The sequence below is a fragment of the Butyrivibrio sp. INlla18 genome (genome assembly GCF_900103635.1).
Lineage (GTDB): Bacteria > Bacillota > Clostridia > Lachnospirales > Lachnospiraceae > Butyrivibrio.
On record NZ_FMXK01000005.1, the window covers coordinates 263,722 to 286,135 of the forward strand.

At 39.5% G+C, this 22,414-nt stretch carries 14 protein-coding genes; 2 read left to right on the top strand and 12 right to left on the bottom strand.

All coding sequences use genetic code 11. The annotated features are described in order from the left end of the window. Nucleotides 1–31 precede the first annotated feature (31 nt). From BLS24_RS04055 to BLS24_RS04095, 9 genes are all read right to left on the bottom strand, one after another. The gene (locus BLS24_RS04055) at nt 32–8,242 is read right to left on the bottom strand and encodes an InlB B-repeat-containing protein (RefSeq protein ID WP_091756358.1); all 8,211 of its coding nucleotides are present in this window, start codon (nt 8,240–8,242) and stop codon (nt 32–34) included. A gap of 49 nt (nt 8,243–8,291) precedes the next feature. Then, entirely contained in the window at nt 8,292–8,507 is a 216-nt protein-coding gene (locus BLS24_RS04060) for a hypothetical protein (RefSeq protein ID WP_091756360.1), read from the bottom strand. Nucleotides 8,508–8,719: 212 nt separating this feature from the next. Further along, a complete protein-coding gene (locus BLS24_RS04065) occupies nt 8,720–10,624 on the bottom strand; it encodes a thiamine pyrophosphate-binding protein (RefSeq protein WP_091756362.1) in 1,905 nt (634 codons plus the stop codon). Nucleotides 10,625–10,630: 6 nt separating this feature from the next. After that, nucleotides 10,631–11,410, bottom strand: a complete 780-nt coding sequence (gene rfbF, locus BLS24_RS04070; protein ID WP_071176913.1) for a glucose-1-phosphate cytidylyltransferase — start codon at nt 11,408–11,410, stop codon at nt 10,631–10,633. 43 nt (nt 11,411–11,453) lie between these two features. Continuing rightward, nucleotides 11,454–12,605, bottom strand: a complete 1,152-nt coding sequence (locus BLS24_RS04075) for a CgeB family protein (RefSeq protein WP_091756364.1) — start codon at nt 12,603–12,605, stop codon at nt 11,454–11,456. Beyond that, on the bottom strand, nt 12,602–13,552 hold the full coding sequence (locus BLS24_RS04080) for a sugar phosphate isomerase/epimerase family protein (protein WP_091756366.1): 951 nt from the start codon (nt 13,550–13,552) through the stop codon (nt 12,602–12,604). The genes BLS24_RS04075 and BLS24_RS04080 overlap by 4 nt, the downstream gene beginning before the upstream one ends. Continuing rightward, nucleotides 13,549–14,874 (bottom strand): sugar phosphate isomerase/epimerase family protein, encoded by a 1,326-nt coding sequence (locus BLS24_RS04085; protein WP_091756368.1) that lies wholly within the window; start codon nt 14,872–14,874, stop codon nt 13,549–13,551. The genes BLS24_RS04080 and BLS24_RS04085 overlap by 4 nt, the downstream gene beginning before the upstream one ends. A 17-nt stretch (nt 14,875–14,891) precedes the next feature. Continuing rightward, nucleotides 14,892–17,270: an FAD synthase family protein gene (locus BLS24_RS15370; protein WP_242872227.1), complete on the bottom strand. Its 2,379-nt coding sequence runs from the start codon at nt 17,268–17,270 to the stop codon at nt 14,892–14,894. A gap of 18 nt (nt 17,271–17,288) precedes the next feature. Beyond that, entirely contained in the window at nt 17,289–18,572 is a 1,284-nt protein-coding gene (locus BLS24_RS04095; protein WP_176764322.1) for a DUF4422 domain-containing protein, read from the bottom strand. 148 nt (nt 18,573–18,720) lie between these two features. On the opposite strand from BLS24_RS04095, the gene BLS24_RS04100 reads away from it, so the two are divergent. After that, on the top strand, nt 18,721–19,398 hold the full coding sequence (locus BLS24_RS04100) for a DUF3990 domain-containing protein (protein ID WP_091756373.1): 678 nt from the start codon (nt 18,721–18,723) through the stop codon (nt 19,396–19,398). Next, on the top strand, nt 19,376–20,011 hold the full coding sequence (locus tag BLS24_RS04105) for a helix-turn-helix domain-containing protein (protein WP_072700871.1): 636 nt from the start codon (nt 19,376–19,378) through the stop codon (nt 20,009–20,011). Before BLS24_RS04100 ends, BLS24_RS04105 begins: the two co-directional genes overlap by 23 nt. 273 nt (nt 20,012–20,284) lie before the next feature. Here the strand turns inward: BLS24_RS04105 and BLS24_RS04110 are convergent, their stop codons facing one another. The 3 genes from BLS24_RS04110 to BLS24_RS15325 form a co-directional block, all read right to left on the bottom strand. Next, on the bottom strand, nt 20,285–21,688 hold the full coding sequence (locus BLS24_RS04110) for a hypothetical protein (RefSeq protein ID WP_091756375.1): 1,404 nt from the start codon (nt 21,686–21,688) through the stop codon (nt 20,285–20,287). A 24-nt stretch (nt 21,689–21,712) separates the two neighbouring features. Then, a complete protein-coding gene (locus BLS24_RS04115) occupies nt 21,713–22,072 on the bottom strand; it encodes a hypothetical protein (RefSeq protein WP_091756377.1) in 360 nt (119 codons plus the stop codon). Beyond that, nucleotides 22,044–22,414, bottom strand: a 371-nt coding sequence (locus BLS24_RS15325; protein WP_207647964.1) for a hypothetical protein, incomplete at its 5' end; no start/stop codon positions are given. The genes BLS24_RS04115 and BLS24_RS15325, both read right to left, overlap by 29 nt.

Below are 22,414 nucleotides of genomic sequence, written 5' to 3' on the forward strand. Positions count from 1 at the left end.
CCGGGAGGCTTAGGATTAGTTTAGTTTTCTATTATTCCTGCTCTTCCTTGCGCTTTTTTGTGAATACAAGAGATGCAACTACTGCTGCTGCAATAACTATTGCAAATACTCTTGATGTGTTATCTGTTGTATCTTCTGTTCTAGCGCGTCTTGCGCCAAGGACTGCCTGTCCATTTACAGGTTCTTCTCTTCTAGCACCAAGTACTGCCTGTGCAGGTGCTGGTGTAGGTGTAGGTGCTGCAGGTGTAGGATCGTCAGGTATTGGTGTAGGATCACCAGGTTCGTCTCCACCACCGCCACCAGTAATTGTTAATACGCCAGGAATGATTGTAAATGTGTAGTTTGTGTACTCCATTTCAAGTTCTTCCTTGGTCATATTTGGTGTGATCGCATATGTTCCAGGAGCCTCTCCACCTACTCTACCATATCCAAGATCAAGTGTATCATCTCCCTGAAGACCTGTGATAACTCCTGTAAATTGAGGATCAGCAGTATTCTGTGCCTTTGTAAAGCTATTTACAGTGATAGTAACTTCAGCCTTATCGATCACAAGCTTTCCAAGCTCATACTTAATATCAAAGTTCTTAGTTACTGGCTCTTCACCTAGCATAACCTCTGGTTCGCCGATGAATTCAAATGCATATTCACCAACCTCTGTTCCAAATGCATTTACTTTTGCACCCTTAAGTACATATTCTACACCTTCGCATGTAAATGTTACATCACCATCTTCAGCGGAAGCTGTAATTCCAAAGAAGCTTGCTATCTTATTAAGAATTGCATTGATAGTAGCCTGTACTGGATTCTCGGAATCTTCTACACCAACTCCTGCAAGGATTGTGTAGCTCTGCCTCATTCCATTGTATGGTGTGTGTACATCATCTGACTTAAGTACTAATGAGTATGGCTTTTCACGATTTATGATCTCAAGAAGTCCATCCTCTACTTCAAACTCTACTTCGAAGTTCTCGTTGCTATTTGTAAACTGTTCTTTATCAAGGTTCATTGGATATTCACCCTTAACAGTTCCCTTTGCAATAGCATCGTTCTTAGTATCTGCCACTCCGTCGCCATTGTAATCAAATACTATATATTCTTCTTTGTAGATATTCTCGACCGCATCTGCTGTAAGTGTATAGGTCTCAGCACTGTTACCTTCTGGAGAAGCTACTACAGTGTCATTAAATGTTGCCTTATAACCTGTAATGTTCTGCTCGCTTCCGTTAAACTCCTTCTTATCCTTGTTACCAATGATAGAAACCTTAATAGCAAGTGGACTTATTGTGATCTCACCATCTGTTATCTCGAACTTAACATTATCAAAGTTAGAATTCTTATTAACAAAATGTTCTTCAAGAAGTCCCATTGATGTTGAGCCAACATCTGTTCTCTTTACATTCTTTGGTCCAGAGAATGTGAAGTCTTCTTCTGTATAAAGGTTAGTACTGATATTTGTTACCTTATAGCCTTCAACCTTCTGCTCTTTACCATTGTATGCAAGAGTCTTCTTGTTACCTACGATAGTAACTGTTGCACTGATAGGAGTAATTTCCTGATAGCCATCCTCTACTTCAAATGTAACCTTGTCAAAGTTCTCATTTGTGTTCTCAAACATTCCTTCATCAAGACCCATATATGCTGTGCCAGCATCTGTCTGAGTTGCTGTTGGTCTTCCATCCTGATCAAGCACTACACCTGCGCCAGGAGTGAACTTGAAGTCTTCATCAGTGTAGAGTTCACTACTTGTTTCGTATGTGTAGCCCCATACACTATGCTCTTCTCCATCATAATCAGTAGTATCCTGCTTACCAAAGATCTTTACCTTAACTTCGCCAACAGGTACGATTTCCTGATAACCATCAGTTACTTCGAATGTAACCTCATCAAAGTTTCCTGAAGTATTCTCAAAGTTCTCACTTGTGAGTTTCATATCAGTTGTTCCGACAAACTTTCTAGTTGCAATTGGTTCGCCGTCTTCATTAACCTTTACGTCGCCAGCCTGAACAAACTTGAAATCATCCTCAGTATAAAGATCTGTACTGATTGATGTAACTTCATAACCTGTTACTGTATGATCAGCATTATCAAATGTTACTGAATCCTGAGTACCCTTGATCTTAACTGTTGCGTTGATCTTGGTGATCTCCTGATAACCATCAACGATTACAAATGTTACGTTCTCAAAGTTCTCATTTGTATTCTCGAAATCGTCTGCTGTAAGGCCCATTGGAGTCTTACCAGCATCTGTTCTCTCAGCTGAAGGCTCATCAGTTCCTGTGTAAGCCACATCTTCTTTTGCATCATACAGTGAACTATCTGCTTCTGCAGTATAGCCTGTGACACTATGCTCTTCTCCATCATATGGAGTAGAATCGTGATTACCTGTGATAGTAACTGTTGTTGTGATCTTCTTGATCTTGAGCTCACCATCTACTATCTCAAATGCGATCTCTGCAAAGTTATCATCTGTTGCACTGAACATGTCCTCTGTAAGACCCATAGGATATGTTCCAGCGTCAGTCTCTGATACAGATGCTGTTCCATCAAACTCAACCTTAGTAAGATCAAAGAGTTCTGAATCAGCTTTCTTATCAAAGCCGCTTACTGTACGCTTTTCACCGTTGTAATCAAACTCATCAGTATGTCCGGTGATAGTAACAGTAACCTTATCAGCCTTAGTAATGTATACATAACCATCAGTAACATCAAATTCAACGCTACTAAAGTTCTTAGTATTTGCATTAGCAAACTGACCAGGCTTAAGACCTATAAATGTCTTACCAGCTTCTGTTCTCTTTGCTGCTGGCTCTCCGCCTACTAATGTCATTCCTTCTTCTGCTGTGTATGTAAAGTCTTCTTCTGTATAAAGAGCTGTTGATGGGCTAAATGAATAGCCAGTTGCCACATGCTCTTTTCCATCATACTTAGCATTTTCAATAGCACCAGTAATTGTTACAGTAACGCTGATAGGATTGATTGTCTGATATCCATCATGTACTTCAAATTCAACATCTTTAAAGTTGTTATTACTATTCTTAAACTGAGCTACTGCAAGACCCATATTATATGTTCCTGCATCAGTTCCCTTTGCTACTGGCTCACCTTCTTCAATTTCCATGTCACTAGCAGGTGTGAATGTGAAGTCTTCTTCTGTATAAAGAGAATTGCTGATCTCTACTGAATATCCAGATACTGAGTGCTCTTCTCCGTCATAATCTGTCTCATCATTCTCACCAGTGATAGTTACTGTTACAGAAATAGGAGTGATCTCCTGATAGCCATCCAAAACTATGAATTCAACTTCTTCAAAGTTGTCACTATTATTTACGAACTGTCCTACTGCAAGGCCCATATTATATGTTCCTGCATCAGTTCCCTTTGCTACTGGCTTACCATTGTTATCAAGCTCCATACCTACAGCTGGTACGAAATCGAAATCATTCTCTGTGTAAAGAGGATTGCTGATATTTACTGCGTATCCTGATACTGAATGCTCTTCTCCATCATAATCTGAGGTATCGCTATTACCAGTAATTGTAACTGTTACTTTATCAGCTGCTGTAATAGCCTGATAACCATCTGTCACATCAAATTCTACGTTTTCAAAGTTGCCAGACTTATTACTAAACTGTTCCTTTGCAAGACCCATAGGAGTTGAACCAACTTCTGTTCTTGCTGCTACTGGATTACCGTCATCATCAACATTCATGTTATCTGCAGGAGTGAAATCAAAATCATTCACTGTATAAAGAGAATTGCTGATACTTGTTACTTCGTATCCAGTTACCTTATGTTCTTCTCCATCATATGTTGTTGTATTGTTATTACCTACGATAGTAACCTTTGCACTGATCTTCTTGATAGTCTGTGAACCATCTTGAACTTCAAATGTTACATTTTCAAAGTTGTCATTTGTGCTCTTGAACATATCTACTGTAAGACCCATAGAAGTCTTACCAGCATCTGTTCTCTTTGCTACTGGCTCTGTTCCGTCAAGTACAAGATCTCCAATAGGTGTGAATTCAACGTCAGAAGCTTTGAACTTAGGATTTGTACTTGTTACAGTATATCCCTTAGCAACATGTTCCTGACCATCGTAATCATTAGTCTTAACATCACCCTTAATAGTTACTTTTGTTGTGATCTTTTTGATCACAAGCTGTCCATCGGTTACTACGAAAGTAACATCTGTAAAATCAGTGTTAGTATTTACGAAGCTGTCGCTATCAAGATTCATCTTGTATGTGCCAGCATCTGTTCCAGAAACCTTTGCCTCAACACCTTCTGCAAGGTCGAAGTCATCTTCTGTGTAACTTGTATCACTGATACTTACTACTTCATATCCAGTTACGCTCTGCTCTTCGCCAGTGTAATCCTTAGAATCAGAACTACCCTTAATAGTTACAGTTACCTTAACTGGAGGATAAACAACGTTTATAACCTGAGGTACTACATTACCATCAGCATCGTACTGCTCAACATCCATTGTGTATGGAGCATCAACCTGAGATCCATCTCCATAACCCTTAGCTGGCTTATAAGCCTGAACGATATCATTACTAAGTGTTACATCGTCACCTACATTAGCCTGTGCAGGTGCTATATTACTTGGAATCTCGTTTGCTGTAGCAACGCTTCCCTTATAATACTTAACAATATATGTAGCCTTCTTCTGCTTCCATACTGCATAGAGTGTGTTAGTTGAAGGATTACCCTCATTGTTCTCATTATCAGCTATGATATATTCTTTGCCGAGAGCAATCTTAACTTCACCCTGAGTTGCGGCAGTCTTATCAATATTCCATCCAATGAGTTCCCAACCATTTCTCTTGAAGCCGTTGCTTAATGCTTCTGCAGCTGACCAAGCTGTAATAGCCTCGTTGACACGGATCTTGTGCATTGTTCCATCAGTACCTTTAACCTCAGTAACAGTAACTGATCCGCCCTCACCGCCGTTGGCATCATAGACAACCTTGGTATAAATATCATCTATTGTTCCAGTCTCAACATAAAGAGCTTTAAGAAGTACATAGTTGATTGTTTCTCCATCTTCAGTCTTAGTTCTGATGTAAGAATCATCAATCACAAAGCTACTATTTGGGTAGAAAGTAGCTACTACTGAATCATCACTCTTAAGAAGCTGCCATCCCACGAATGTAAATCCTGTAACAGGCTTAGCTGGGGATGTAACTACTACTGTAGAATCAGCAGCATAAGTTGCACCATCACGATTTTCATCATCAAGTGTTCCTGGAGTTGCATCATAAACGATATTAACTCCACCTACTCTTCTCCACTTAGCATAGAGATTTACATTACTTGTAACCTTACCATAATCATATGGATTGTCATCTTCGTAATTGAACCAACCTGCAAGTACATAGCCATCACGTGTGAAGTTCTTCATGATAGCGTCTTTGTTGGCACCATCTGCACCATAGTATGGCTTCCAGCTTGTTCTCTGGCCATTTGAGATAGTGACTGTATCATAACCAACTGTTGTATCTGGGTTCTTATCATTATCTACGTTAAGGTCAAGGTTAAATACGAATCTATTCTTTGTCCAAACAATGTATGCTCTTGTATTGTTGTTAGCAGGCATTGCCTGATTCCAGTTAAATGGAACTGCTCCCATAGGATCTGCCCAAAGGATTCCGCCATCATCTGTTTTCTTTGCTTCATATCCAACAGGAGCTGCAACCGTCTTTGCAAAAGACTCGGAGTTACTCTTCTGGCTACTAAGTGATGCGCCATAAAGAACTGAAATATCATCCTTCTCAACGTGAGGAGTCGTATCATTTGACTGATTTGTAGCAAGGTCTGTTGGCTCTAATACACTTGCAATAGTAAGCTTGTAGGAGTTTCTCTTATATCTGATATAGAGATCCTCATTATATATTTGTACAGTTCCACTTGCAGGTATATTACTCCAATTCCTGCCATCTGTTGAGTATTTATCTACTGTAAATCCATCATACTTATTAGAGAAATAAAATGTAATAGTTGTATTATCTTCTACTTTTGCTGTATTTGTAGGATTTGTAGGATAGTTAATTCCATCAGCTTCCTGCTTGTAGTGTCTAAAATAATGACTACCTGTTTCATTCTCATTACTATAGAAATCCTGATCTTCCTTCAAACTAAACTCTGCAAGGAATGTCATACCAGTTCCAGAAAGAACATACCTACGATTCTCATGTTTTACTGTTTTTCCTTCATGCCATTCTCTTGTACTTGGCCATGTATAGCCATATTTATCAATTGTCTGACCATAGAGACCGTGCATTTCTTTACAGTCCGCATATTCAGTAATATTAGTTACAGTTCCAGCATCAAATCCATTCTGAGTGATACTACATGTATAGAACTTATAAGTAATAAGCTTTCTGTCATATCTTACATTTACAATTGTTGTACCCTTAGGAGAAATCTCATTCTCGCCAACTTTATCGTCTGAATTCTCTACATCATATGTTCTATATGTAAAGCCTTCGTATGTCCTTGTAAGTGCGTTACCAAGCATTGAGCTAGTGATCTCAGCACCAGCATTATAATTAGAAACTACAAAGCTTGATTCATAGTCATATGTCTTAGCAGCATCGGTTGCATCTCTATCATCTTCAATAGACTGTTTCCAGATAACTACTGTAAAGCTTGCCTTACCCTTCCTCCAACCTGCGTAGAGTTCCTGATCACTACTAATTGACTGTGACCAATCAAATGCCTGCTCACATTCTGAATCAAGGAACCATCCAGTAAATTCATAGCCTGATCTTGTTGGATTCTTTGGCTGTGTAGCCTTGTAGTTTGTCTTAGATGTTACAAATATAGGTGGTGTATAAGATGCACCGCCTCCTGTTCCACCATCATTTTCATGGAAATGGATCCAGTATGCGTCAACAACCTGTGCTGTAAGTGTACGGTTGTTCTCATTCTTTGCATCAACCTCTGCACCGTAATCATAAGTAACATCAGCCTTATTCTTCCATCCTACAAAGGCCTGTGTATCTTTTTTAGGTGTAACAGAAACATTAATATTGATCTTTGCTTCTGCATCATTTTCTACTGTCTTATGAAGAACCTGAACTACTTCTTCATCAACACCAATGAGGGTTACATAATATGTTGACTGGATCTTAGCCTTTACGATTACATCTCTTGTACTTGTAATATCGTTCTTAAGACCAAATTCTGGCTGATTCTCTGTTCCATCAATGTACCATCCAAAGAACTCCTGGTTCTCACCAAGTGTAGGAATACCAGGGTTGTTCAATGTCTCACCGTTCTTAACAGACTGCTCATTTACTACTTCCCAGCTATCTGTTTCGCTGTTATATACCTTGAAGATGTAGGTCTCAACCATACGAAGTAACTCTTCTTCGTTATCTTCAGAAGCAATGATATAAACTGAGAATGAATCTGCTACAAATGATCCACCGTCAGAAGAAGCTCCAGCAACCTTCTCTGCACTTCCATCATCATCTTTATGAACTACGCTGAAAACATCACCTTCAAGTTCTGTATTGAGCTTGATAGTAACGTGTACTTTTCCTGCGTCAGCTGGTTCGATCTCATTACCATCTTTATCCTTGAATGTAATATTAATACCCTTAGCCTGCTTAACTTTTTCGCCAAGAGCTTCAATAGCTGCATCCATAGCTTCATCATCAGAGATAGCAGAAACTGTCATTGAAGTTTCTTCTGGGAATGCTCCCTCTTCAGCTTCTACTGAAACTCTCAAGCCACCATCACTGTCATAGAAGCTCTGTGCAGGCATGTTAACTTCTTCTTTTACAACTACTTCTTCACTGGAAGATGCACTTGCTGCTGCAACAGCCTCTTCCTCTGTAGAAGCACTTGTAGCTGCATCTGCTGCGTCTTCTGCTCCTTCAGATGGAGTTTCATCTAATGGTGTCTCTCCATTATTAGTTGCATCAGTGTTTGCCTCATCCCCGGCACCCTCTGATGCAGCATCTGATTCATCGTTTGATTCATCATCTGATGGTGCATCGTAATCATCGTCAGATGGCTCATCATAATTGTCATCTCCATCTGACTCATTATCGATGTCATCCCATTCAAGTTCCTGAACATCATCACCTGATTCATCTATGTTCTCATCAAGTTCTGATGCGTCTCCAACGGCATAAACCTTTGCGCTTGCGTAGTCACTACTAAATGTAGTTGTAACAAGTGCGAATGCCAGTATGAATGCTAACATTCTGTTCCATTTTCTCAACATAAAAATCCCTCCTCATAAGAAAACCGTTAGTGAAAAAATGTATTTCCAATCATGAAACGAAATGGTCCGCCCCCATCTCATCCATGTTTTGGTTTTGGTTGACTGCCTCATCCATTAGCTTTATAAGTTCCAGCATGCTTCGAAATCTTTGAGTCTTATTTTCATCTGCCCAAGTGACCTTCCCCTGCCACGAGTTATTCTGGCAATGCTCAACTTTTACTATGAATGTTCCTTGTTGTTTGTTTGAATTTAAATTTTTTTTCATGTCTATCTCCCTTTGTAGAAAATAATTTAACAAATACATCATCATACGAATCATCATAATTAAATTGTTTTTTGCAAATTCCTTTAAAAAATCTATGAGAATAATAAAAAAATTCTAAACTCCCCAAATACCAGAATCCAAAAAAAGTCCAGAAAAGCGCATAAAAAAGCGGCTGGAGCAAACCAGCCGCAAATCTTTGCAGATCAAATTTTTTAATCTATATACATATTTTCTTTGAGTTCTTCTCTTGGAAGGAATGGAGCAAGATCTTCAAGAGGAGGACTTGTAAGAGTTCCGTCAGGCTCTCTTCTTGCTGAGCTTTTTGGAGCCCAAACCTGAGTTGTATCAGTAAATACCTCGCAGAATACAGGTGCATCTGCTGAAAGTACTTCTTTTACCTTGGATTCGAGCTCATCTCCGGTCTTGATAGCAACATATGGGTAGCCAAAAGCCTTGGCAATAAGCTCAAATGAAGGAAATGCCAAGTCTCCGCTCTCAGGTCCGATACCAACCTTGGAATAATCGCTAAAGAGATTATTCTGAGTAAGTCTGATGGAGTGATAACCATCGTTGTTGATAAGGAACACCTTAACAGGAAGCTTATTGGTAATGATAGTCTGAAGCTCCTGAAGATTCATCATGATACTTCCATCGCCCTCAAGACAGATAGTTTCCTTCTTGCCAGATGCAAGACAAAGGCCTATTGCTGCAGGAAGGCCGTATCCCATGCTGGCTACTGCGTTGTTTATGATAAATCTGCTGCCTTTTTTGACATCCCATGCCTGATGGCCAGCAACGCAGCAAGCTCCGTTGCTAACAGCGCAAAGGCTGGCATCCTTGGCATTTTCTGATAAAGTCCTGATAAAGCCATATACATTTACAAGCTCTGAACCGGTATGACGCTGCTCATCAGATACTACTGGGTACTTGGTCTTCCAGGTCTGACACTGCTTTCTCCAATCATCACCCTCAAATATATAGGAAGATGCCTTATTGTCTTCTGCATCAATCGCGCGGTCCATTGCTTCCAAAAATGTCTTGGCATCAGCACAGATCTTCATATCAAGGTGAAGTGTTGGCTTCTCCATTTCAGAAGGATCAATATCTACCATGATGACCTTGGCTGCTCTTGCCCATGTCTTCCAGGTATAACCAACCTGTCTGATTGAAAGCCTAGATCCAATAACTACGCAAAGGTCAGAGTTCTGTATTGCAAAGTTACCTGCTCTGTCACCCATATTGCCGCCACGGCCGCAGTACAATGGGTGCTCATCTTCTATAAGGTCAATAGAATTCCAATATGTGCAGACTGGAACTCCAAGCTTATCTACTACTTTTCTAAATGCATCAAAGCCGCCAGAGATACGAACGCCACCACCAGCATAGATAACTGGGCGCTTAGCTTTTTTGATCTCTTCTATGACTTCCTTGGCTGCGCGGCCAAAGGTAGTCTCTCCGCCTTCATATCTGGAACCATCAGCCTTTATTACTGAACATGTCTTCTTGGAATCATCAAAAACTCCTGGTTCAAAGCCAATGAGCTCATTTGGATCAATCTCTGCTGCCTGGAAATTTACTGGAACATCGATCCACACAGGACCTGGTCTGCCATCATTCATGAGGTGCCAAGCCTTCTCCATATGGTATCTGATATCCTTTGGGTCTTCTAACATCACTGCATATTTGCAGATGTTTTCTGTCATCTTGGTGATGTCGTACTCCTGGTCACCGATGGCACGGGGAAGTCTAGGATTTACCACATTTGGAGACTCTTTTGTCAAAAGATCTTCCATATACCTTACAGTTGTATCATAGCGAACCTGACCACTTACCACGAACATTGGAAGTGAATCAAGCCAGCCCCCTAGTACACCAGTTATAGCGTTTGTTCCGCCAGGACCAGATGTAACGCAAAGAGCTGCTACCTTATTCTCATATCTTGAATAGCTCTCAGCCGCAATAGCTGCTCCCTGCTCATGATGAAAGTGTGTGCAGTGCATGCCCTCTGTATGACCAAAGGAGTTGTTGAGATACATGGCTCCTCCGCCTACAACAGTAAAGCAGTCTGTGACACCTTTTTTAACTAAAAAATCTACTATATAATCTGAAACTCTCATATTCTCTTACCACTTGATCCAAGGAGCTCTTCCTGTGTCAATAAGTTCTGAAAGCTCATCTCTCTCACGCGCTGTATCCATGCACTTCCAGAAACCATCATATTTGTAAGCGGCCATCTGTCCGTCTTTTACTAGGTTGTGCATAGGCTCTTTTTCAAAGAAAGTAGCGTCGCCCTCGATGTAATCAAATACACCAGGCTCAAGAACCATGTAACCGCCGTTGATCCTGGCGCCGTCCATGCTTGCCTTTTCTCTGAAATCTCTAACAACTGAGTTGTCGTCCTTATCAATATCAAATACACCGAAACGCTGACCAGCAAGAATAGCGGTAACTGTAGCGATCTTGCCGTGCTTTTGGTGGAACTTAAGGAGCTCGTTCATATCGATATCGCAAACGCCATCACCATAAGTCATGAAGAACGCTTCGTTACCAACGTGCTCTCTGATCCTCTTGATACGTCCACCAGTCATGGTGCTATATCCTGTATCAACTACAGTAACCTTCCAAGGCTCAGCCTTCTGTGAATGGAATGTCGTCATGTTCTGATTTGCAAAGTCAAATGTTACGTCGCAGTTGTGGAGGTAATAGTTTGCAAAGTACTCCTTGATAACCTCCTGCTTGTAACCTGCGCAAATGATAAACTCATTAAATCCATAATGAGAATACTCTTTCATGATATGCCAAAGGATTGGCTTGCCGCCAATCTCGATCATTGGCTTTGGTCTTAAGTGGCTCTCTTCACTGATTCTGGTTCCGAAACCACCAGCTAAAATTACAACTTTCATTTGTATTTCCTTCCTAAAAAAAACTAACCTCTAAAATACACCCTTAAGTGGATAAAAGCAAATTTATCCTATCTTCGTATCTAAAGCTCTCTCTGATCCTGGCTACTCCTGCTGCCGCTATTTCTTTTCTCAGGTCATCATGCTGCAGATAGTACTCTGCCTTGGCAATGGCATCCTCTATAGAAGAATACATCACACATTCCTGCCCATCCACAAAGTATTCATAGAGCTCAGGCTGATAAGCTGAAAGTAAAAAGCCTCCGCAGCCCATGATATCAAGGGCTCTAAGGGGTATTCCTGTCTTGTTAGCCTTAAGAACAGGGCACAGGTTGATCTTACTTGCTCTAAAGACCTGTGGCATCTCTTCTAAATAAGTAACCGAGCCGCAAAAGTCTACATTTGGGAGAAGTCTCTTTTCATCATCAGTAAGCTCATAGGTGTAGAGCTTCACCTGATGTCTCTTGGACAAAATGCTAAGAAGCGTCATTCTCTCAAGGTGCGTTATATAGGAAGCCACCATCCATGCAAGTTCCTTCTGGCTTACCTGAATAGCATTTTCATTAAGGCTCTTAAATCTCTGCCTTACGCTTTCTGTGAACTCTTCTGTGATCACATCATCCACCAGATATTCACCATAGATCTGCATCTGTACCTTAACAAGAGCCTCAATATAGCCTTTCTGGTATTCATCCATATGTGCCATGAAGCTTGGAAGCATAGACTCATAGAGCTTTCCAACAAAAGAAATCTCGCTTTCATACTTACAATAATCAGTCTGAATGGCACTTAATCTGTCCACATTTACAGCAAGTGGCAGATAGTATACGTTATCAAGTCCTAGATCCTTGTAGTGCTCATAGTCTCCACGGGCAAAGAAGAAAATCTTATTGCATGGATAGTCCATACATTCAGTAGAAACAAGATTGGGCGGACTATCAAAAAACCATGAAACGTACTTGATATCATGTTTGTTGCATACCTTGGATACTACCGGCCAAAAGTTCGTTGTAAGAACAAGGTCGTAGGTTCCTTCTGAAAGGTCTTTTTCCATCTGAGCTGTAAAAACAGGGTCTTCGTACTTATCAACTTCCTTGTCATAGGAAACGTTGTTGCATTTGTGCCCAGCCTTGGTCAAATAATACACAAGATCGTATTGAATATATGAATTTAGAAAGTCATATAAAAGAATGTTCATCTTTTATCCAAACATATCCTTTCAGAAAAGTACTGTCCAATCCTAACGATCATGTGCAGTACGTCATCTTTTAATTCCTCAGGGAAGCAATCAAGTATTGGCGCCGTTTCAAAGCTAAGTACTCCGTCAAAAGAGATTTCTTTTAGCCCTTGTAATACTCCATTCCAGTCAAGAACGCTGGTGTTTTCTCTAGTTCTTGTAAATGTAAATGGCATCTGATGAAGGTCTCCGATACCATCGTTTTCATGCATATGAAGGACTTTAAGCCTCTTTCCAAGAATAGTAATAAACTTGTAAGGATCGATTCCCACAAGGTTTCCATGTCCTGTGTCATAGCAAAAGCCCATGATCTCAGCTCCATACTTATCATTAAGAGCATCTATTCTCTCTGCAGCCTTGTAAGCGTTGCAGCCAGGTCCCTCTTCCATGTGAGCACCATATCCGTTATAGAGGTTTTCCATGCACATAGTGATGCCATATTCCTTGGCAAGAGGCGCTAGAAATTCAAAGAATTCCTGAGTCTTTGCCCACTCTGCTTCTTCGCTTCCATAGTATCTAGCAAGTTTAAATCCATGTATAACTATGTTCTTGCAACCAAGGAACCTGCATACTTCCATGCTCTTTGGTCCCACCTGATTCCACAGATAATCATTTAGCTCAGTCTTTTCCCCGGGAACAAATGTAGGATAAGGCATATGCATCTGATTGATCCTGATTCCAGCTGCCTCTGCGCCCTTTTTATGTGGGGTAAAAAACTCTTCAAGTTCATTTACTGATTTATCAAAGAATCTGTTATTAACTCCCTGATAGAGGTCCGTATTTTTCTGATAGCTATTTAAAGAAAAGTCGCTGCAGGTAAAACCTGCCTTCTTGAGTCTCATGAACCCTTCTGCAGGGTTCTCATCATAGACTACGTTCTTACTCTGAACGCCAATTTCAAGGCTCATGACTTACCTCCTTTCGCAGCGTTTGGATCTGCTGCCATATCAAGTCTATCCATATAGAAGGTGTCACAATACTCGTCGCTGAACCATTCGATTGGATTTTTAAGTCCCATCTCTTTTAACTGGGCACTGATCTCTTTGTAATAGATATTGCAGATATAGATTGCCGTGTCAGGAGACAGCTCTTTTAACTTCTCAGGGCTCTCTATAGTAAGCCCGCAGAACTCCTCGCCCCATCTAGCACTATTATTGTCACAGGTAAAAAGAGGTTTGTAATCCTCGCCATAGTCCTTCATATAGGCGCGGCACATATTGCCGGCACCAAACAAAACTCTTTTGTCATGCTTCTTAACAAGCTTGTCCATTCCGATGTGCCATGCAAAATGCTCAGCAATCTCATGAGCAAGTGACAGTATCGATGGTCTTATCATATCTGTCATGTTGCCGTAAGTATCAGCAAAGTCCATGATAAATGCGCCGTCAAAATGGATCTGCCTAAGTCCTCTTATCATAGAAAGCCAGTTGGTCTGCTGTCCCTTAAAGCATGCAGTATAAGGAAGAAGCGCAGCATCATGAACGCCGTCAAGGTCTCTGACTATTACAGCCTTCAGTCTATCTCCTATTGGAACTATTATTTCCTTAATGTCCTGTCCGCATAAAGTGGCATTTCCCACATCAAAGCAGAATCCGAAGCGGTCTTTTTTGCCTGCTTTTGCATTAAGTTCATCTATCCACTTAACCGCCTCTTCTGCCTCAGCGCATATTCCTCTTACAAAATGGCCGTTTATGTCCTTGGTCATATTCTTTAGAAGAATCCTTATATCACTTCCTGCGTCATCAGCAATTTTCGATAATTCCTGGTAAAAAGAGCTGTTAACTTCCCATTCTTCCTTTGGAGAAAGTCCAAGGTAGATAGGCGGAACAATGATAGACTCGCAGTTTTCTGCTATTGCAAGCCTTAGTGTTTCTTTTGATAACTGTTTGAGCGTATCGTTGACTTTGTTAATGTCAGTCTTTTTACTGTGTATAGTTTCTGCAGCAACTGTAGGCGCCATGGCCACTGGAAGGTGTAGGCCCAGTTCTTTTGCAGAAGTCACAAATGCCTTGTTCATCTCCTCTGAGAGCTTTTCAGGATTTTCTGTAAGGTAAACCTTTCCCTTCTCTCTTTTGTAATTGTTGATTCCAAGATTTTTGAACTCCTGAGGCGAACACAGAACTGCCGCATCAAGCATAGAATACTCAAAGCCTGCTGCAAGTATGTCTTTGATATTTTGTTTTGGTCTTAAGTTTCCGATAATGCCTGCAGATCTGCATATTATCTTCATAATATAGGTCACCTCTTTTATAACAATTTCTTCTCGATCAGTTCCTTTAGCTTGGTTGAACTTGTGGACTGTGTATATGGGAAGAACTCTAGTGTTGCGCCATGTTTTTCAAGGAATTCCTTGAAGGAAGCAAAGCCCGGATCATTGACATAATCTGTTCCAGAAAACTGCACGTCGAAGTGGTGCATCTTCCAGGCATCCTCTGTTCCATTGAACATATATGGTATCTCTACAGCTTCATCAACGTATCTGCAGGACTTCACCATCTCGATTCGCTCATCAAATGGCACGAATGGCTCAGTTCCTTTGAATCTGCGAACACCTTCATCAGATACAACGCCCACTATCAGGTAGTCGCACATCTCTTTTGCTCGCCTGAACATATTAAGATGTCCGATGTGATAAAGATCAAAAACGCCGGCAATATAGCCAACATGGTATTTCTTGCCGCCCTTTTTACCTACTGTACTGTTCTCGTAGCTTCTTGCTGAATCAGCACAGATAGGATGGCGCTTTCTAGGATATGCCTTACCCGGATCAAAAATGCTATATTCATAGATTCCCATCGCATCAAGCTGCTTCATTACTGAAAGGTAGTTCTTGATGCAGATGATGATCTTGTATTCACCATGTTTTAACTTCTTTAACGCTTCAGGAGACTTGATCTCTACACCCTTGAACTTACCATCTGATGGCTGGTAGCCCTCTGGATAGAGCCTATCTCCCCATCTCTTTTCATTATTATCAAGAACAGCAGCAACTTCATAGTCCTCACCGTATAGTGCAAGGAAGCGCCTAGCAAACACGCCGCTACCAAATAGGATGAGCTTCCTGGTGTCAGCCTGGTCAAAGATATCCACGAACAGGCGCTGGTAATCGTCGACGGAGTAATTCATACGCTGGCGATTGGCTGCAATTATCTCGCCATTTGCTCGAACATTTTTGTAGTATTCATCAAGTTCGCCGCGGTTCATTACTCTGTTAAAAAAGTCGAACTCTATATTTAAATATTTGCTTCCACCTTGTGTTGTATATGGATTTGGTATGTTATATCTTTTGTACAAAACATCAGGGTCCATGTACTTTCTAAGATCAGCGCTACCGCAAAAGAAAGTAAATACTAAGCGGCTCACAAGTACGTCAGCTGGCAGATCTTTTACGCAGAATTCCTGGTCAAAGAAAACAAACTTGCCATTAACATACAGACTGTTAAGAGGCACCATATCGATAAAGCCTTCTTTTAAAAGAGGTATCTTCTGACCTCCCCAGTCTTCCTTTTCCTTCTTTAGTCTGCTTCGTTTCTGCTTATCTGTTTCTTTTGGCGGAGCTATAGTCTTGTATTCTCCCATATGGATTTCAGAAGATTTCATGATGATATCTCTGAATTCATCCATTTTTTTCAAAAACTTATCTCTATCTGTTCTAAGAAGCTGCTCCAAGTACACCTGTCCTGTAGGCGCGTCAACAAAAGGAGTAACATATATTCCTTTTACTATCTTGGCATCCACAACTCCAATTCCACGCCCTGCCAACTTCTTGCCATTTTTAATAAGGTTCTGTAGTCTCTTTTCACCCTCTTTGTAAGGTGCCTTCTTGCAAACCTTTCCACTTTCGTAAATCGTAGTGATTATGGCATTCTCTTTTCCTCTATCTAAGGAACTTGTCACCTGGAGAACTTCACAAGGCTTACCCTTCATAGGACATTCAACCAGGAATGCATTGGCCATCTGATGGAACATCCCGTTATCCAAAAGTCCCTTGTATAAAGTTCTTTCTTCCAAAAAGAGCGATGAAATTGAGTTATACATAGGAAAATGCCTGTTAGACATATCTTCATTAGGAATAAATCCCTCTGAAAATATAAACGTAGGGTTTTCAAGCCCTGAAAAAACAGAATAAAACTTTGGGCTCTTAAATCCAGCACTCTGAAGTTTCGTAGTTATCTGAGACTTGTCATAGGTTCTACCAGCGAATGTGTCCTCAGCCTTACTATAAGCTCTGAAATAATCATCTATTCCGTCCATAACCTGGCCAGTGTAGACGTCTTTATCGCCGCAGAAATATCTAATTCCAAGACGATTGTTCATACCAAGAAGGAGCGTGCCTTTTGGCGATAACTTTTCTCTGCATCGGCAAAAGAACTCCTGAATATCCTGTAGCATTTCCAAATATCCAATGCACACGATATAATCAGTTTTTTCGCCGTTCTTTAGACCTTTTAGCCCCTTTAATGATACCTGGCTAACTTTTTCTCCATAGCAATCGGAAAGCATTTTAAAAATGGCATCCTTATTACCAACGTACAGGATCTTAGAATTATCTTTAAATGGATACCATCTTAGAATCGCGGTTGGAAGGTCTTTTATTATGTTTTTCGCCTTGGTGCTAATATTCAATCTACAGTTCCTCCAAAACTAATCTATCTTTTTTACATATAACAGATCAGTAAACGCCGTCTTGTATCGATCTTTGTTGTGCATAACAAATATCGCCGTAAGGTTCTCCATAAGGTAACCAGCATAGCGATCTTCTCTGACAATACCCTGACTATCATAAAAATCCGTAACATCCTTCATAACAGTAAAGGCAAAGTCTGCATATTCATCAAATACACTCTTTTTCATGATCATGAGGTTTGCCCCTGGATAACAAAACGCGTGGCCATACTCTATTAGTGTATCGGCATATTCAGGAAAATGCCTTATAAGTGCCTTTTCCATTAGTTCCCAGTCCTGTTTTGGAATATATCTTGGGCAAAAGAAATCTTTGATAGGCGCCCCTACAAGCATAGGAGTGGTAACTACTATATCTATTCCACCCGCTTCTATCTTTTGCAGGTCTTTTTCATCAATATCCATATATCTGGCATAGTGGTAAAGCCCCACATAGTCTGCGTCATGGGCATTCTTCCACATCCAGTAAAGAGCTGTGCCTTCGGAGAAATCACGATTTAGCTTGGAAATATTTTCTCCCGTATCGTCTCTATATCCACAGATTTGATTGCTTGTCAGGGCTGCGCCAACCTGAATATCATCTACAAATGCTGGCTTATCTAATAAAAGAGGTGCTACATCTGATGCACAGCGTGCTCTAAATATCTTAATCTTTGAAAGATCAGCATCACCTGATGCTTTCTCATCTTTAAGAAGTCTTATTTTTCCATATAGCTGTTCAAAGCTCTCATTGAGCCTATCCTTTTCAAAAAATGGATATTTTATGGTCACTTCATTTTTGAGCACCATATAGTAAAAGCGATAGTTCATGCCTTCTCTTGTCAGATGGCAAAAGCCATATTCGTCATAGGGCATCTTCTCAACTTTTACTTTTTTATCAAGGCTTTCTAGGTATCTCTTGGCTTTTATGTACTCATATAAATATCTATATTCACTTGAAAGCGGAATAATGTTTGAAAACTGCTGCTCAAGAAGATCCTTTTGTGCTTCCTGAATATAATCCTTCTTGGCTAATGCCAATATTACAGGTGCATTCTTGTCCAAAGACTCCTCACTTATTTCAAACACTGATATCTGCTCTATTTTTTTTTCATTTTCATTTATATTTTTGACAATAAAGCCTTTAATAAGGTCTTTATAGCCGCATTTATCCATAAGTGCCAGCAATTCTCTGCCTCTTTTGCCTGCACCATACAAATAAAACTCTATGTTATGTGAAAATAAGTTATCGAATGACCTGATCATTGGTTTGCCCTCTATAACAATTGTATATACATTTTGGGTGTTTTTCAAAAACAATTTATACAACGGGGTTGCTTTTGGGGTTACTTTTAGGGTTGCTTCTTGCATTATATCGCTACAGCGATATAATATTGTTAGAGGTGTTAATACTATGAAAGAAATCATTTATCACGGATCAGATCATATTATAGAGAAGCCCGAATATGGCCTTGGTGCAACGACTAACGACTATGGTCGTGGATTTTATTGCACCAAAAGTCTTGAACTTGCTAAAGAATGGGCATGTGGAAAAGGTTCTGATGGCTTTGCAAACAAATATGAACTAGACTTGGATGAATTAAAAGTAATCAATCTAAATCAAGAACCATACAACATATTAAACTGGTTAGCTGTACTGACTAAACACCGTACATATTGGCAAAATAGTAGCATATCAGCTGAAGCTAAGGCATATTTGCAAGAGAATTTTTATGTAGATATCTCTGGTTATGATGTTGTCATCGGATATAGAGCTGACGATTCTTATTTTTCCTTTGCTCAAGATTTTGTTTCCGGCACTATATCACTTCAAAAGTTGCAAAGAGCAATGCACCTGGGAGAACTTGGCGAACAGATTGTACTTATCAGCGAAAAGGCTTTCTCCCATATTAAATACTTAGAGCATGAATCCGCAGATTCTTATATATACTACAATCAGAAAAATGACCGAGACAAGCGCGCAAAACAAGCATACAGATCAGAAAAGAACATAACTGCCAATCTAGATGAGCTTTTCATTCTTGATATCATGAGAGGAAATATTCAAAATGGAGATCCACGCCTACAGTGAACTTTATATTGAATCTGCCCAAAATATCTTGGGACATATGTTTGATTACGCCATAAATGAAGTAGGTCTTGAACCAAATGAATTTGCCAACCGCTTTGTTGTCTCACCTATTTCAAAAGAATTTGAGAAAGGTAATCCTACTTATGTTGCAGGCAAAACAGGGCCTGAAATAGCCAAATTAGTTCTTACTGGTAGTGGTTATTCGAAAAGATTTCCAGATGAAGTAATGTACATAGATAGAAGTCCGGAGTACTGGGCTGGCTGGTCTCTTGCCTACTATCAGTGGCTTAGGAACTACCATTTTATGCACATTCTCAAAGCTGCACCTTTTTCAAAAATACTCGAAATGTATTCCATCTATCACGAAATGGATATCAATCAATTTGTAGATAGATTGGATGATATCTTAAACACTTTCTATCCTCAGACACCTCTCAGGAGGTATAGAGAAATAGCTGGATTATCACAAAGTGAGCTTTCATCCATATCCGGAGTCCCGCTTAGACAGATACAGCTTTTTGAACAAAGACAAAGAGACATAAGAAAAGCACAGTCAATAACTGTGCTTATGCTTAGCAAGGCTCTTGGATGTAGTATGGAAGATTTGATGTAGCTAGTCAAAAATCAAGTGAATCGCAGCATTTATCACCGTTTCCGAGATTGCTTTACATTTTTATGAGCGAATATTCTACTACTCATCACACTTTTATGAGGGAATATTTGCAACATGAAATTATAAATTATGAAGAATTATAAAAGCTATATCGAATTATGAAAGATTATGAAACTCATTTGCTTGCATCCTCTCGCACATGCAAGCAAGACATGCTATGATATAATCTCAAACAAAAAGCACAGTCACAGAATGTGCTTTTGTATATTAAAGTTATAGCTTAAACTTTTTAATTATAAAATTAGCCTCTTGTTTCTCTAAATCATCCATATCTCCATTAGCTATTAGCTCCTTAAATTCCTGTATAGCTTTAGAGCTGTCATGCCTGATCAAACTAAATAATACTTTCTTGTATAGTTTGTAGTTAATCTCTTTTAGTTCAGCAAGATATTCTGATTCCATATTGTAATAGCCTTTTGCAGAACAAGATATATCTTTTATTATCTTTTTTTCTCTTTCACCTACTTCAAATCTATCAAACAGAATATCTAATGCTTCATCATAGCCACAATTGTTAGTGTTTTTTTCAGCTTTAACTATATCCTTAGCCCATCCATCATCAGACTTTATAAAGTTTTGCTCTCCCCACTCTTTCAAATCCTGAATATCTTCATTTGTCATTTGAAGACTTATTCCGTAATCTGAAACGTCCCTAATTTTCTTTATTTCAGAATAAAGTTTCCTATATCCATTAGAATCAGCTAATTTCCCATTAACAATTTGGTCTATTATCGAATAATTTCTAATATCCAGATTAGCCTTTATTCTTTTTATTCCATATCTGGCGTTTCCAAAAAAGATATCCTTTAAACCTAATTCGTATTCATTAGGATCGGGTGTTTTACTAAATTCCTCTCCTGCTTCCAGATAGTAAAAAATGAAATTACAATATGCTATCACAAAATAAAGTGCATAAAGCTTATTCAAAACTTCTGGCAATTCAAAGTTTTCTTTATCTGCCGCCATCTCAAACACTTTATTTCTGAAACCAGGATATAAATATCTAAAATAATCTCCAATTATTGGATACTTGTGAGCAAATATGCCAGCAAAAAACCAGGCATCTGACTCTACTTTACTTGCATACGCTAGTTTTGTATCCTCTAGGACGATCATATTCCTAATATCACTAGCTTTTCCATAAAATACAATATCTCCAGATGAAAACAGATCATTAACGCTATAACCAAACACCACGACTCGATTTTCAAAAAGCGGTTTGAATTCACCAAATTCGGCAGTTTTTAAATCTGTATCGTTTAGCTTTCTGATTGTAGGCATAATACGATTTACTTCATAATTCGAATAATCTGTTCTACATTTTAAAATATACGCGTCATTCGAAAGTAGATCCAATGCAGCCTTTAACTGCGTTCCTTGTCTTAAAAAGACCATCTCGCCATATTCTGACTCTTGTTCCAAAGGCTTACTTTCTAAAACAATTACGCCAAGCTTCTCAAGCATACTTTCATAGCCCTGTGCCCCGCCTTCCCAAGTGGAGAAAATAATTCCATCAATCTCTCCGTTTTTACGAAGTTCACATAAATATGCTAGCATCGAACAAAATTCAAATTCTACTCGTATCATGCCACACATAACAGCCCAAGTATTGTTCATGTATTCCCTCTCATCCGTTCTCTGCTAAAATGCAAGTTCTGTACATTCAAACGAACTATCACCACATCTGTATATAATGATGCGTTCCTCTGATATTCCCATGTCAATCAACTGTCTATAAATCTGATCTTCATATTTCTTGCTTGCTATTACTATTCCTGCGTCTTTTTCCTTTTCAATTATTTCCTTTGGATTCGCTACTACCGTGCTATAAAAAGCATTCCCCCATTTTTCTGTATTGTTGTCACATACAGCAATTACCTTCGGTAGGCTATTTCTTACAATATAAAAATATGCAGCGATGCCTGATTTACCAGCACCAAAAATAATGAGACTGTTAAAGTCATTTACTCTTTCAGCAAACTTTTTTCTCGTAAGAATCATCTTCTTGCGCTAATTCATAGATGTATGACTCATATCTAGCCATATTATTAATGAGAAAATTCAAGTCATCTTTTAAAGATTCTGGAATTCTCTGTAAATCCAACATACCATTATCTAAATATGTCTCAATTATGCTATGAAGCTTCTGCAATAATTCTATGTTCTGTTTATCATGAGCATGTATACCAACCTGGGTTTTAAAAGAAAGAAGTAAGGTTGAAATAAATCTTTCTACCAAGAAACTTTTAACCTGGATTCTCGGATTAACATGACGAGGTTGGCAATGCCACTCCGAGAGTCCTGTAAATATCTGCCTGCTTGTCCAGAAGCTCACCAATCCTG